The organism is Pseudomonas sp. TH08 (assembly GCF_016651275.1).
Taxonomy (GTDB): Bacteria; Pseudomonadota; Gammaproteobacteria; order Pseudomonadales; family Pseudomonadaceae; genus Aquipseudomonas.
The window spans coordinates 32956-47044 of record NZ_JAEKEE010000001.1 but is presented as its reverse complement, the minus strand read 5'-3'; the positions used below and the strand labels follow the sequence as shown (position 1 = coordinate 47044).

The 14089-nt window shown below is 59.6% G+C and carries 10 protein-coding genes and 2 pseudogenes; 6 read left to right on the top strand and 6 right to left on the bottom strand.

Features of this window, described 5'->3' with window-relative positions:
- Nucleotides 1-45 precede the first annotated feature (45 nt).
- From JFT91_RS00225 to JFT91_RS00200, 6 genes are all read right to left on the bottom strand, one after another.
- Nucleotides 46-1362, bottom strand: coding sequence for an OprD family outer membrane porin (locus tag JFT91_RS00225; RefSeq protein ID WP_201231285.1), 1317 nt, complete (start codon nucleotides 1360-1362; stop codon nucleotides 46-48).
- A 194-nt stretch (nucleotides 1363-1556) separates the two neighbouring features.
- A complete protein-coding gene (locus JFT91_RS00220; RefSeq protein ID WP_201228433.1) occupies nucleotides 1557-1778 on the bottom strand; it encodes a hypothetical protein in 222 nt (73 codons plus the stop codon).
- Nucleotides 1779-2099: 321 nt separating this feature from the next.
- Nucleotides 2100-3464 carry a heavy metal sensor histidine kinase gene (locus tag JFT91_RS00215; RefSeq protein WP_201231284.1) on the bottom strand — a complete coding sequence of 455 codons (1365 nt, stop codon included), beginning with the start codon at nucleotides 3462-3464 and terminating at the stop codon, nucleotides 2100-2102.
- Entirely contained in the window at nucleotides 3454-4131 is a 678-nt protein-coding gene (locus JFT91_RS00210; RefSeq protein WP_007916978.1) for a heavy metal response regulator transcription factor, read from the bottom strand. The genes JFT91_RS00215 and JFT91_RS00210 overlap by 11 nt, the downstream gene beginning before the upstream one ends.
- Nucleotides 4132-4138: 7 nt before the next feature.
- Nucleotides 4139-7240 (bottom strand): multidrug efflux RND transporter permease subunit, encoded by a 3102-nt coding sequence (locus JFT91_RS00205; RefSeq protein WP_201231283.1) that lies wholly within the window; start codon nucleotides 7238-7240, stop codon nucleotides 4139-4141.
- Entirely contained in the window at nucleotides 7237-8397 is a 1161-nt protein-coding gene (locus tag JFT91_RS00200; RefSeq protein ID WP_201231282.1) for an efflux RND transporter periplasmic adaptor subunit, read from the bottom strand. Before JFT91_RS00200 ends, JFT91_RS00205 begins: the two co-directional genes overlap by 4 nt.
- Nucleotides 8398-9747: 1350 nt before the next feature.
- On the opposite strand from JFT91_RS00200, the gene JFT91_RS00195 reads away from it, so the two are divergent.
- From JFT91_RS00195 to JFT91_RS30050, 6 genes and pseudogenes are all read left to right on the top strand, one after another.
- Nucleotides 9748-10110 carry a DUF6124 family protein gene (locus JFT91_RS00195; protein ID WP_201231281.1) on the top strand — a complete coding sequence of 121 codons (363 nt, stop codon included), beginning with the start codon at nucleotides 9748-9750 and terminating at the stop codon, nucleotides 10108-10110.
- A gap of 241 nt (nucleotides 10111-10351) precedes the next feature.
- Complete coding sequence (locus tag JFT91_RS00190; RefSeq protein ID WP_201231280.1) at nucleotides 10352-10657, top strand: type 1 fimbrial protein; 306 nt, start codon at nucleotides 10352-10354, stop codon at nucleotides 10655-10657.
- Between the two features lie 111 nt (nucleotides 10658-10768).
- Nucleotides 10769-11008 (top strand): hypothetical protein, encoded by a 240-nt coding sequence (locus JFT91_RS00185; protein ID WP_201206527.1) that lies wholly within the window; start codon nucleotides 10769-10771, stop codon nucleotides 11006-11008.
- A gap of 118 nt (nucleotides 11009-11126) precedes the next feature.
- The gene (locus JFT91_RS00180) at nucleotides 11127-12272 is read left to right on the top strand and encodes a transporter substrate-binding domain-containing protein (protein WP_201231279.1); all 1146 of its coding nucleotides are present in this window, start codon (nucleotides 11127-11129) and stop codon (nucleotides 12270-12272) included.
- A 154-nt stretch (nucleotides 12273-12426) separates the two neighbouring features.
- Nucleotides 12427-12708, top strand: a pseudogene (locus tag JFT91_RS30055) (PAS domain-containing protein); the annotation flags it as partial.
- Nucleotides 12709-13008: 300 nt separating this feature from the next.
- Nucleotides 13009-14016: pseudogene (locus JFT91_RS30050) on the top strand (methyl-accepting chemotaxis protein); the annotation flags it as partial.
- Nucleotides 14017-14089: the final 73 nt, after the last annotated feature.

Below are 14089 nucleotides of genomic sequence, written 5' to 3'. Positions count from 1 at the left end.
CAGGGGCGCTGCGCGCCCCATCGGGGATAAATCCCTCGCCACAGCTTAGAAGACGTTGATCGGGTAGTCGACGATCACGCGGTATTCATCTGTATCCGAATCAATCGCGCCGTAGCCATTGCCGCCACGGTTGGTCGCCCATTGCAGGCGCACCGCCAGATCTTTGGCCTGGCCGCTTTGCACCACGTACTTGAGGTCGATGTCGCGTTCCCAATGCTTGGCATTGCGACCTTCAGCGCTGTACCAGTTGGAATAGCCCTTGCTGTCCGGGTCGACTTTGGTCAGATCCACGGTGCCGCGCGAGTAGGACAGCGCCGAGGTCAGTCCCGGCAGGCCGAGGCCGGCAAAGTCGTAGGCGTATTTGAGTTTCCACGAGCGCTCGTTCGGGCCGTTGAAGTCCGAGTATTGCTGCGAGTTGTCGAGGTAAACGCTGTCGCCCTGGCTGATGTAATCGAACGGCGTATTGCCATTGACCCGTTGATACGCGGCAGTAACGCTGTGGCTGCCCACGCCGACAGTGAAATGCAGGCTGTAGGTGTTGTTGTCGATGTTGCCGAGCAGCGCATCACCGGTGTCCTGCGTGTGATAGAAATGCAGGCCAGGGTTGAGGCTGACCAGATCGTTCAACTGCCAGGTGTAATCCAGGTCGTAGTAGTACTGGTTCCAAATGTCCTTCAACTCGGACGCATACAGGCTACTGGTCAGGCCTTCAACGCCGCTCCAGGCCACGCCGGCCCAGTTCAGGTGCTGGCTGTCGTCGCCATCGGCCAGGCTGCCGTAGGAGGTGCCGATGCGTTTGTGGCCACTCTGGTTGTACGGTTTGGTGAAACTCGCCTGGCCGCCTTCGATCAACCAACCGTCGAAGCTGTGGTTGGTCAGGCTCACGCCACGAAATGTTTGCGGGAGCATGCGCGATTCACCGCCGGCAATCACCGGGTTGGTGAGGAACAAGTCGCCGGCCTTGAGTTCAGTGTCGAACGCACGCATCTTCAGCGTCCCGCCCGCCGTGGAAAATGAGCCCGGCGCTTTGCCGCCATTCTCTCGAACCGGCAGGATGCTCGAACCGTCCGTGCCGCCACCGCCGTCGAGTTTCAGCCCGAGCATGGCGTGGGCATCGATGCCGAAACCGACCGTGCCTTCGGTGTAACCCGACTGGAAGATGCCGAGAAAGCCTTGACCCCACTCGATGTTGTCGTCCGCCTGCTGCAAGCGGTTGCGATTCATGTAGTAGTTGCGGGCGTTGAGGTTGAGGCTCGAGCCTTCGACGAAACCTTCTTTGGCAGGCTCATCGGCGTGAGCGGAAGATGCCATCGTTGCGGCAATTGCAATGAACAACGGAGTAAAGCGGACTGGGTAACGCACGTGCAATGGAGCTCCTTGGGTCAACTGGCACCTCTATATTTTGAGGCGCTTGATGTTTCTTGTTGTTACAGACGAACCAAACGGCTTTCAGACCACAACGAAAAAAGGCCGCTGAATGGCAGCGGCCTGGAGTGACGACGGTTGAACGGGAAGAGCCAAACAACCGCGTCGAGGGAAACGGAGCGGTGCGCGACTCAGCTGTCTTTCTCGGACGCTTGAGCCTGGGTTGCGGCAGCCTGAGGCGCCTGCGTCGCGTCTTTGGCCTTGGCCATCATTTCAGCCTGGTGCTGGTCGAACGCCTGGGCGCGTGCGCTGTTCTGCGCAACGAACGCGTGGGATTCTTCAGCCATCGCCATCGGCGACAGGATCAATGAGGACAAAACGAAAGCGCTGGCAATACCCATACTGTTGGACATTCTGAAAACCTTCTCGCTTGGCGAGTGCTGTTTGGTGCGGGCAAAGATAAGGTTGCCGGGCGTTGGGAAACAGCGTGATTTTCATAAATGACTGTTACAGCAAAAGCAAAGATCACCTGTTGGTAAACGCATTCCCGGAGGCTGGGAAAACTTGTGGTGAGAGGATTTATCTGTGGCGAGGGGATTTATCCCCGTTGGGCTGCGAAGCAGCCCCAAAACCTGCGATCGCGATCTTTCTGACACAACCTGCACATAGAATTCAGGACTGCTTCGCAGCCCATCGGGGATAAATCCCCTCGCCACAGGGTGGATATGCAACAGTTAAACAGGCAAATAAATCCCGAACGTATTCATCCCGCGATCACTCCTCACAAACACATCGCCACCATGCATCAGCGCAATCGCCTTGACGATCGCCAGCCCCAGGCCATGGTTGTTGCCACTGTTACTGCGTGACGCATCCACCCGATAAAATCGCTCGAACAATCGCGGCAGATGCTCGCCGGCAATAGGTGAACCGGGGTTGGCTACACCAATACTCACTTGATGTTCTTCGACCTCAATTCGTACTTCGATCACTTGTCCCGGCGCGGTGTGCTGCACTGCGTTGCTGAGCAAATTAATCAGCGCCCGGCGCAAATGCGCGACCTCGATCTGCACCAGCGCATCGCCGCTGACCCGCACCTGAACCTGCGCGTCTTCGAGTATGAAATCCAGATACTCCAACGTCGTTGCCACCTCAGCGGCCATCGACGTCGAGGTGAGCTTGGTCGCCTTGTTGCCCTGATCGGCACTGGCCAGAAACAGCATGTCGTTGATGATTGAGCGCAACCGTTCCAGTTCTTCAAGATTGGATTGCAGCACTTCAAAGTAGTGTTCGGCCGAGCGTCCGCGCGTCAGTGCCACTTGGGTCTGGCCAATCAGATTGGTCAGCGGCGAGCGCAACTCGTGAGCGACATCGGCGTTGAACGATTCCAATCGCGAGTAGGCCTGTTCGACCCGCTCCAGCGTCGAGTTGAATGAGTCGACAAACTGCTCAAGCTCCGGTGGCAGCGGCGACAGACGCAAGCGTCCAGCTCTTAGCGGAGGTGCGAGTCTTTGAGCTTCATGGGACAGTTTGATCAGCGGCTTGAGGCCGATCCGAGCGACCCAATACCCCAGCGCCGAAGCCATCAGCACACCGACAATCGCCAGCCCGATCAGCGCGATCAACAGGTTGTGCTGGGTCTCGTGAAACGTCTCGGTATCAATGCCGATCATGAAGCGCAGCGGCGGACGCTGATCTTTTGCCGGCAGTTCAGTCAGCAGCACTTTCAGCGGATAGGGATGTTCGGCCAGCTGCATGTCGCGCATGCCCAGCGGGCCTTGGGCAAAAGCGCGAATCGCCGCATCCGGCTGACCGTATTCGTAACCTGGATCGCCGCTGACTACCCAGAAACGAATGCGCTTGTCCTCTTCGCCGAGCAGCTTCAGCTTGGCGTTGATCTTCACCCAATGCTCCGGCGTACCGAAGCGATTAAGGGCGGATTCGAGCACGCTGTAACGCGCGTCCAATTCGGCTTCCGGTAACAGGCCCAGTCCTTTGTCGACCTGTTGATACAGCGCGCCACCGATCAACAGAAACACCAGCAGAGCCACCAGCGTAAACATCCCGCTCAGGCGCAAGGCAATCGAATTACTGGACACCACGGCTCTCCAGCACATAGCCCATGCCGCGGATGGTGTGCAGCAGTTTCTCGTCGAACGGCCCGTCAAGCTTCGCGCGCAGGCGTTTGATCGCGACTTCGACGACGTTGGCGTCGCTGTCGAAATTGATGTCCCAGACCATTTCGGCAATGGCAGTTTTCGACAGAATTTCACCCTGACGCCGCGCCAATACACTGAGCAGCGAGAACTCTTTGGCGGTCAGGTCCAGCCGTGTCCCGGCGCGGGTCGCCTTGCGGCTGATCAAATCTATCCACAGGTCGGCGATGCTCACTTGCACCGGTTCATGGCCGCCACTGCGCCGGGTCAGCGCTTGCAGGCGCGCGACCAGTTCGAGGAAAGAAAACGGCTTGCCGAGGTAATCATCGGCACCGTCGCGCAAGCCTTTGATGCGATCTTCGACGCGCTCACGGGCGGTGAGCATGATCACCGGGGTCTGCTTGCGCGCACGCAGCGCGCGCAGCACGCCGAAGCCATCGAGGCCCGGCAACATGACGTCAAGGACGATCACCGCGTAGTCGCTTTCCAGCGCCAGATGCAGACCCTCGACGCCGTCGCGGGCCAGATCCACGGTGTAACCCTGTTCCGTCAGACCGCGGTGCAGATAATCCGCGGTTTTTTCCTCGTCTTCGATAATCAGAACGCGCATGACCGCCTCAGTCTGTAGTCGCCAGTGCCGCAGAAGGCAAAGCTTTAGGCCGGTGAAACAGCCGCTCAAGCCACAAGTATATGACCGGCGTGGTAAACAGCGTCAGCATCTGGCTGACCAGCAAGCCGCCGACCACCGCGATCCCCAGCGGTTGGCGCAGTTCGGCGCCGGTGCCGTAACCGAGCATCAGCGGCAACGCGCCGAGCAGGGCGGCGAGGGTGGTCATGATGATCGGCCGGAACCGAGTGATACACGCCTCGAAAATCGCATCCTGCGGTGACATCCCACGGTGGCGCTGAGCCTCCAATGCGAAGTCGATCATCAGAATGCCGTTTTTCTTGACGATGCCGATCAGCAACACCAACCCGATCAACGCCATGATCGAAAAGTCCTGGCCGCAGATCCACAGCATGATCACCGCGCCCAGACCCGCCGCCGGCAGCGTCGAAATGATCGTCAGCGGGTGTACGAAGCTTTCATAAAGCACGCCGAGAATGATGTACACCGCCACCAGAGCCGCGAGAATCAGCCATGGTTGACTGGCCAGCGAACTCTGAAACGCCTGCGCCGCGCCCTGGAAATTGCCGCTGATCGCGGTCGGCATGCCGATCTCGGCCTTGGCCTGATTGAGCAGAATCACCGCATCACCCAACGCCACGCCGGGCGCGAGGTTGAACGACAGGTTGGCGGCCGGGAACATGCCGTCGTGGGCGATCGACAGTGGGCCGATGGTCGGTGCATCAAATTTGGCCAGTGCCGACAGCGGCACCATCTCGCCACTCAGCGGCGAACGCAGGTAGAAATAGTTGAGGCTTTCGGCCTTGCCGCGCTGTTTGGTGTCCAGCTCCAGAATCACGTTGTACTGGTTGACCTGCGTCTGGAACTCGTTGATCTGCCGTTGGCCGAACGCGTCGTACAACGCCTCGTCGACATCGCTCGCGGTCAGGCCGAAACGCGCCGCCGCACTGCGGTCGATGCTGATGTGGGTGATGCTGCCGCCCAACTGCAAGTCGTTGGAGATGTCGCGGAACGCCGGGTTGCTGCGCAGTTTTTCCGTGAGGCGCTGCGTCCACGTCGCGAGGGTCGCACCGTCGTTGCTCTTGAGTACGTATTGGTACTGCGCACGGCTTGGGCCGGAGCTGAGGTTGATGTCCTGGCCGGCGCGCAGGTAGAGGACGATGCCGGGGACTTTCATCAGTTGCGGACGAATGCGGTCGATGAACTGGCTGGCGCTGACATCACGGTCGCCGCGTTTTTTCAGGGCAATCCAGAAGCGGCCGTTGGCGATGGTCTGGTTGCTGCCGGAGACACCCACCGAGTGGGAAAACGCCTGCACGGCCGGATCGGCCGCGACGATTTCGGCCATGGCCAAGTGTTTTTTCACCATGTCGCCGTAAGAAATATCCGCAGCAGCTTCGGTGGTGCCGAGGACGAAACCGGTGTCCTGCACCGGGAAGAAGCCCTTGGGGATAAAGATGTAACCCGCGATGGCCAAACCAAGCGACAGGCCGAATACCCCGAGCATCAATTTTTGATGGGCGAGGGCGCGGCGCAGGCCTTTTTCGTACCAGCCGAGCAGGCGTTCGCTGAACCCTGGTTTGTCGTGGGCGTGATGCACCGGTTTGCGCATGAACAACGCGGCGAGTGTCGGCGCCAGCGTCAGCGAAACCACCACGGAAATCAGAATGGTCGAGGTCGCGGTCAGAGCAAATTCCTTGAACAAGCGCCCGACCACACCCCCCATAAACAGCAGCGGAATAAACGCGGCCACCAGCGAGAAACTGATCGAGACCACGGTAAAACCGATCTCGCCCGCGCCTTTGATCGCAGCTTCGCGCATATCGTCGCCGGCTTCCAGATGCCGGTGGATGTTCTCCACCACCACAATCGCATCGTCGACCACGAAGCCCACCGCGACGACGATCGCCACCAATGTCAGGTTGTTCAGGCTGAATCCGAGGATGTACATCAAAGCGAAACTGGCGATCAACGACACGCCGAGTACCGCCGAAACAATTAGCGTCGCCGACAACTGGCGCAGGAACAGCGCCATCACTGCGACAACCAGCATGATCGCGATCAGCAGCGTGATTTCCACTTCATGCAGCGAGGCGCGGATGGTCTGGGTGCGGTCGATCAGGGTTTTTACCTGCACCGAGGCCGGCAACATGGCTTCGAGGCCGGGCAGGGCGGCCTGAATGCGGTCAACGGTTTCGACAATGTTGGCGCCGGGCTGGCGCGAGATCACCAGGTTCACCCCGGGTTGATCGCCGGCCCAGGCTTGTACGTAGGCATCTTCCGAACCGTTGACGACTTTGGCGACGTCGCGCAGGTGAACCGGGGCGCCGTCCTTGTAGGAAACGATGAGTTGGCTGTAGTCCTCGGGGTGGAACAACTGGTCGTTGGTCGACAGCGTGGAAATGCTCGACTCGCCGTATAGCGCACCCTTGGCCAAGTTGAGGCTGGTCTGCTGGATCGCCAGACGAATGTCGGCCAAGGTCAGGCCAATGGCGGCCAATTTGTCCGCCGAGGCTTGTACGCGAATCGCCGGACGTTGCTGACCGGTGATGTTGATTTGGCCTACACCGTCGATCTGACTGATCTGACGCGAGAGCAGTGTTTCCACCAGATCGCTGAGTTCGGTGCCGGGCATTTGCGTCGAGCTGACGCTGAGGATCAGCACCGGGCTATCGGCCGGGTTGACCTTCTTCCAGGTCGGCAGCGTCGGCATGTCTTTCGGCAGTTTGCCGGCGGCGGTGTTGATCGCTGCCTGGACTTCCTGGGCGGCGGTGTCGATGCTTTTGTCGAGGGTGAATTGCAGGGTCAGCAGGCTTGAGCCCAAGGCACTGCTCGAGGTCATCTGGGTCATGCCGGGAATGGCGCTGAATTGCACCTCCAACGGTGTGGCCACCGACGACGCCATAGTGTCGGGGCTGGCACCGGGCAACTGCGCGGAGACTTGAATCGTAGGAAATTCCGCTTCAGGCAGTGGGGCAATCGGCAAGCGTGGGAAGGCAATCACGCCGACCAGTACGAGCGCGATGGTCAGCAGAATCGTCGCCACCGGGTGATCGATACACCACGTCGAAACGCCTTTGTGTTCCTTCATGGTTTCGGCTCCGCTTGCACCACTTGCGGCGGCTCCGTCATGACTTGCACGGTCGAACCGGGTTTGAGCCGCGACTGGCCATCGGTCACCAGCACGTCGCCAGCCTTCACGCCTTTGATGATGTCCTGACCGCTGCCCTGATAAACCATCTGCACCTGTACGGCTTCGACTTTGTCGCCATTCACTCGGTAGACGAAGTGTTGGTCGAGGCCGCGTTGTACGACGGTGGGCGGCACCACCAGCGCATCTTTATCGAGGGCTGTCTGAATTTTTACCGTGACCAGCAGACCGGGCCAGAGCTTCTGGCTGGCGTTGTCGAATTCGGCCTTGGCGCGGATGGTGCCGGTGTTGGCGTTGATCTGGTTGTCGATAAGGGTCAGATGACCTTCGCCGAGCAGGTTGCCGGTTTCGCCATCGGTGTCGGCGCCGATGTAGGCCTTGACCTGGGCGTGCTCGGGATCGTTGATCAGGCCTTGCAGGGTTGGCAGCATTTGCTGGGGAAGGGAAAACTCCACCGCGATCGGGTCGATCTGGGTGACGGTGAACAGGCCTGCGGTGTCGGTCATGCGCAGGAAGTTGCCTTCGTCGACGGTACGAATACCGACGCGGCCGGTGACCGGGGAGCGGATCTGCGTGTAGGAAAGTTGTACCTGCGCCGCATCGATTGAAGCCTGGTTGCCTTGGGCGGTGGCTTTCAGTTGGTTGACCAGGGCTTGTTGCTGGTCGTAGGTCTGTTTCGAGATGCCGTCGTCGACGGTGAGCAGTTTGTAGCGTTTGAGGTTGACCAGGGCGACTTGCAGTTGGGCCTGGCTTTCGCCGAGTTGGGCGCGGGTCTGGTCAAGGCTGGCGCGGATCGAGCGGTCGTCGATGGTGGCCAGCAGGTCGCCTGCTTTGACGAGTTGGCCTTCTTTGACGAGGATTTTGGTGAGGATGCCGTCTATTTGGGGGCGCACTACGACGCTGTGTAATGAGAGTACCGAGCCGATGCCGCTGGTGTAGCGGGGGACGTCTTTTTCGCTGACCGCTATGACTCGCACGGGGATTGCGGTGGGGGTGGCGAGTTTGGTCGGGGCGGGTTTGAGTGCAAACCATAGGCCTGTGGCTGCGATGGCGATCAGCAGGGTGGCTAGCAGGGCTTTGTTCTTTTGGATTTGCATGCGGTTGGGGCGCCAGGGTTTGGAGTTTGGGCAGGTTGGGTAGTTATAAACTTGTTTGGGGGTCAGGAGGGTGACGGCTGGCTGTCAGCGCTGTCAGTTTCGTGTGGGTGCATATCCGTTGCTGCGGTAATGGCGGCTTAGGGTTTCGCCCTTACGGCGACTCACTTTTTTACAAGCGCCTAAAAAAGTAAGCAAAAAACGCTTGCTCCTACGTGCGGCCCGCTCGCTGGGGCTCGGGGTTCCTTCGCTGCGGGATCGATCCGGGCGCAGCGCCTACGGTTTGCTGCGCTGCACCTCCTCTCGCTGTGTTTGGCTGCGCCAAACGGTCGCTGCGCTCCCACGCCCGGATCAATCCCTCCACTCAGCCTTCCGACGTCGCCCGTGGATCAAGATCAAAAGCTGCACCCGAGCTAACGCTCATCCTGTTGAGTGGGGCGGCATACGCCGCGTGCGGGTTGTACTTATCTTCCCTGTGTGAGCTGGCTTGCCAGCGATGGCGGCCTGACAGCCGACCAAGGTCTTGCAAACTGCATGCTATCCCATTGTAGGAGCAGAGCTTGCTCGCGATGGCGGCCTGACAGCCGACCTGTCTCTGTCAGATGAACTCAACCCCTGTGGGAGCTGGCTTGCCAGCGATGGCGGCCTGACAGCCGACCAATCTCTGGCAGATGTACTCGGTCCAAACTGTGGGAGCGAGCCTGCTCGCGAAGGCGGCCTGACAGCCGACCTGTCTCTGCCAGATGAACTCAACCCATGTGGGAGCTGGCTTGCCAGCGAAGGCGGCCTGACAGCCGACCTGTCTCTGCCAGATGAACTCAACCCCTGTGGGAGCTGGCTTGCCAGCGATGGCGGCCTGACAGCCGACCTGTCTCTGCCAGATGAACTCAACCCTTGTGGGAGCTGGCTTGCCAGCGATGGCGGCCTGACAGCCGACCAATCTCTGGCAGACGGCATACGATCCCATTGTAGGAGCGAGCCTGCTCGCGAAGAGGTCTGTCCAGTCAGCCGATTACCTTGTGCTGTTTAAATATGAGTCAAATAACCAGAACCTTCCCACAAGGTTTTCAGGTTGTCCGTCGGACGTGCGCTCTCTAGGCTTGGGTTGTCGCCGAATACTCGGCGATCGGGTGTGAGAACCCGTTGAGATGTTTTAATCAAACACGAGTACGACCATAATCGCCGCCAGCTCATCTGCTGCCGGCAATACGTTATGGCGGCTGTGTGCGGGCGAACCTCGGTTCGGCCGGGTTGCTCTCTTACCGGTTTCTCACTCCGCACATAGCTGCCACCTCTCGTCGCGTGAGAAACGACAAGTGATGGCTTCAAATCATTTGATAAGAGAGTGTTTCCATGACTAAGCCCGTACCCGATCCCCCGCTAGAAACAACAACCCCCCTCGAAGACGCTCTCCGCGCCGACGACCAGTTAAAAAACCGCGAAGCCATAAAACGCGCCCTCGATTTCTACCTCAGCCCCGATCCCATAAAACCGCGCCTACCCAGCACGATGTTCCTCGTCCACCCGAACATCGACACAGAAAGCCTCCTCGCTCACGCCTGCGAGTCCCTGGCCTCGGCCCACGTGATGGCTGGCGATTTCGCTGATCAGCTCAGCCGTCCGCAACGCAGTACGGCATTGGCCATCCAGCAGATCGTGATGCTCGCCGAACTGGCGGTAAACCGTGTTTTGGATCGGGTTGATCCTCAGTCCTGATCAGGCAGGAACGCCGCGTCATCGTTCATCGCGAGCAGGCTCGCTCCTACAGTGGGAATGCATTTCAAATGTAGGAGCGAGCTTGCTCGCGATGGCGGTATAACGGTCCTCAAAAGGGACCGATCAGTCCCAATTCGGGACCCATTTGCCAACTACGCTTCTCAAGATCCGTCCCTGCTCGCGGATAAACATTGTGTAGCCCGGGTTCTCTCTGGGCCGCTCACCCCGGGAGTGTCTTGAAATGAAGCTGAAAACCGCTCTGCCGTACGTGCTTCTCTTGCTTCCTCTCACATCCTTCGCCGCGCCTGGCAGTCAATCCGGCGAGATCCGGTTTACCGGGCAGATCGTCGATTCCGGCTGTGAAGTCGGGCGAGTCGGTGCATTGAGTTCCAGCGAATCCCGCCAGGTCGAACTCAAGCCCGGCCTGAAACTGGACATCGGTACCTATCGCAACGCCTGCAGCCATGAAACGCTGCCGATGAACATGACTTACGTACCACTCAAGACTTCGACCGACAAAGGTATTGTCACCATCACGTACTTGTAAGCCGTTCGGCGTGCGGTGCAAATCTTCAGGTGCCGAGCCAAGGCGTGCAGGTATACTGCGCGCCTTCGCGGCTCACTGTTCGGGCCCGACTTTTTGCTTTCCGGAGCTTTTATGACTTCCCCGACCCTGCCGCCGGTTGACGACGCTGTAAGCGCTGTCCCGGCAGAATTGGCCGATGCCAGCGACACCCACAGCGAAATCCCGGCCTTCAAATTCCCGTTCAAACCGGGCGAGTTGGCGTCTGCCAAAGGCTCTAACCAGCCGTGGTACAAGAACGGCGCCAAGAATGGCCACACCAAGACCCCGGGCATGGCCCCGCCGGGCACCCGTCGTTCGATGGGCAAGCGCTGAGTTTTCCTGTCAGAAAGAGACTATTCCCACACGGATAAGCGATCCGTCCTCTGGGAATCCGATGACCTCTCGTCGAAGATTCACGCCTCTCGTGAATTCTTTGATGAAGGTCGTCCCAATGCCCTTGGCAAAAATCATATATGCCTTGTCAGTGTTAGCCCTGACCAGCGGCTGCGTGTCCTCCGTGGTTGAACCGTCGATTCGTTTCGGTGTTGAGCCTCTCGTTCCGCCCTTTGAAAGCCGAAACGATAAAGGTGAGCTGGTTGGGCTGAACATCGAACTGGGCAATGCGTTATGCACCGAGTTGCAAAAACGCTGCGTCTGGGTCGACCAGGATTACGCCACCAACATTGCGGCGCTTGAAGCCAATCGTTTTGATGTGATCATGCCGATGACTGCCACTGCGGCACGCCGCGAGCGAATCGACTTCACCGACAATCTCTATCCGTTGAGCAACCAGCTCGTCGCGCGCAAAGGCGCCAATCTGCATCCGGATGTCCGTTCCCTCGAAGGCAAACGCATCGGCGTGCTGGCCGGTACCAGTCGTGAAGCTTTTGCGAAGGAACGATGGGCGCCGTCTGGAGTGACGGTGCGCAGTTTTCAGTTCAACGATCAATTGATCGCCAGTCTGCTGACCGGCGAGATAGACGCCACCTTGCAAGATTCCATCGAAATCAACGAGGCGCTGCTACGGCATTCCCGGGGTGCGGCATTTGAATTCGCAGGTCCGCCGCTCAAGGACCCGATGCTGGGCACCGGCGTGGCCATGGCCGTGCGCAAGACCGACAGCAAACTGCGCGATGACCTGAACGCCGCCCTCGAACGTCTGAAGCGCAATGGTGTGTATCAAGCGATTACCGAAGAATATTTGCCACCCGTCGTGAACGAGCCGCTGCGCTATCAAGCCAATACCGACGGGTTTCCGTTCTCCGATTCGGTACAGGTCGGGGACACGATCTACTTGTCCGGCGTGCTGGGGCTGGATGACAAAGGCGATCTGGCAAAAGGGGGCATCGGCCCGCAGATGACTCAGGTAATGGAGAACCTGCGTAGCGCTTTGCAGAGCAGCGGTTCATCGCTGTATCAGGTCGCCAAATGCACGGTGATTCTGACTGACGTAAAGGACTTTGCAGGCATGAACGAGGTGTACCGCGGTTATTTTCCAGCCGACCGATTACCTGCGCGCACCACCTTCGCGGTCAGGCAACTGGTTGTGCCGGGGGCCAAAGTGGAGCTTGAGTGCTTGGCGGTGGCTCAACGCTGAGCCATTGCAGCTCAATCCATCGACCGTCCTGTCTCTGTCTATGGGCGGTTGATGGCTAAATGCCCAGAAGCTGAGCCAGATCAATATTTGACCAATTGGTGCGCTTAGAGTCAGCAGCCCTGCCGACTCTTCCAATAAAACGAGCGCGCTATCCATGAAGATCAATCTCCCGGTGACCGGTCGCAACGTCGAAGTAGCGCTGGATGCGAACATTCTTTCGACCACCGATCTGACCAGCGCAATCACCTACGCCAACGATGATTTCATCAGGATCAGCGGTTATACCCGCGACGAACTGCTTGGTGTGCCGCACAACTTGCTGCGTCATCCGGACATGCCGGCGCAGGCGTTTGCGCACCTGTGGCAGACGCTCAAACGTGGGCGTTCGTGGATGGGGCTGGTGAAGAATCGTTGCAAGAACGGTGATCATTACTGGGTCAGCGCGTTCGTCACGCCGGTCACTCAGAACGGTGCGGCGGTCGAGTATCAGTCGGTGCGCACGCGGCCGGATGAGCGCCAGGTGAGGGCAGCGGAGCGTGCCTATGCGCAGTTGCGCGGGACGCAGGTGGCGCGTTGGCGATTGCCGAATATTGGTGTGCGAGCGCAGATTACCGCGCTGGCCAGTGTGTTACTCGGTGGGCTGTTGACGCTCGAGTCCTGGTTGCGACCCGAGTCGATGTGGATCGACGCGGCGGCGTTTGTGATTGGCAGCGGTACTTGTGCAGGGGTTGTGCACTGGATGCTGCGGCCGCTGGAGCGGTTGACCGAGCGTGCCCGGCACATTGCCGATAACCCGTTGAGCCAAGGCATCTATACCGGCCGGCGCGATGAATTCGGGCAGATCGAGTTCGCTTTGCAGATGCTCGAGGCGCAGGTTGGCGCGGTGGTGGGGCGCATTGGCGATGCGTCGCAACAGTTGGCCGGGCATGCGGCGCAACTGGTCGATCATTTGCAAAGCAGCCATAGCAGTTCATTGGCGCAGCAGGCGGAAACCGATCTGGTCGCGGCGGCGATTCATGAAATGGCTGCCAGTGTCGCGCAAGTGGCCAGCCATGCGCAGCAAGCCTCGGTGGCGGCGGACATGGCCGGGACGGAAACCCGTGAAGGGCATTTGCTGGTCGGCGAAAGTCGCAGCGCGGTGTTGCGCCTGGCGGAGGAGCTGGGGCGCGCCACCGAGGTGATCCATCAACTCGAAGGCCACAGCAGCGAGATTTCCGGAGTGCTCGAGGTGATTCGCAGCATTGCCGAGCAGACCAATCTGCTGGCGCTCAACGCGGCCATCGAAGCCGCGCGGGCGGGTGACGCCGGGCGCGGCTTTGCGGTGGTGGCCGATGAAGTGCGCGGGCTGGCGCAACGCACGCAGCAATCGACCAACGAGATTCAGCGGATGATCAGCACCCTGCAAAATGGCGCGCGTGATGCGGTGCAGGTGATGCAGCAGAGCAGCGAGCATGTCGATGACAGCGTCGAACAGGCGCAACGGGCGGCGCGGGCGCTGGACGGGATCAGTGCGCGGGTCGAGCAGATCACCGAGATGAGTCTGCAGATCGCGGCGGCGGTGGAGCAGCAAAGCGCGGTGAGCGAGGACATCAATCGCAATATCGTCAGCATCCGCACGGCGTGCGAGGTGACGGTGGATGAGGGACGGCAGAGTCAGCGCAACTCCGAGGATGTGGCGGGACTGGCGGGGGATTTGCGCATGTTGGCGCGGGAGTTTTGGCGGCGGCGGCAGGTTCGCGATTGAGGGTGTGCTCACTTGCGCTATCGCGAGCAGGCTCACTCCTACAAGGGAATGCATTTCAAATGTGGGAGTGAGC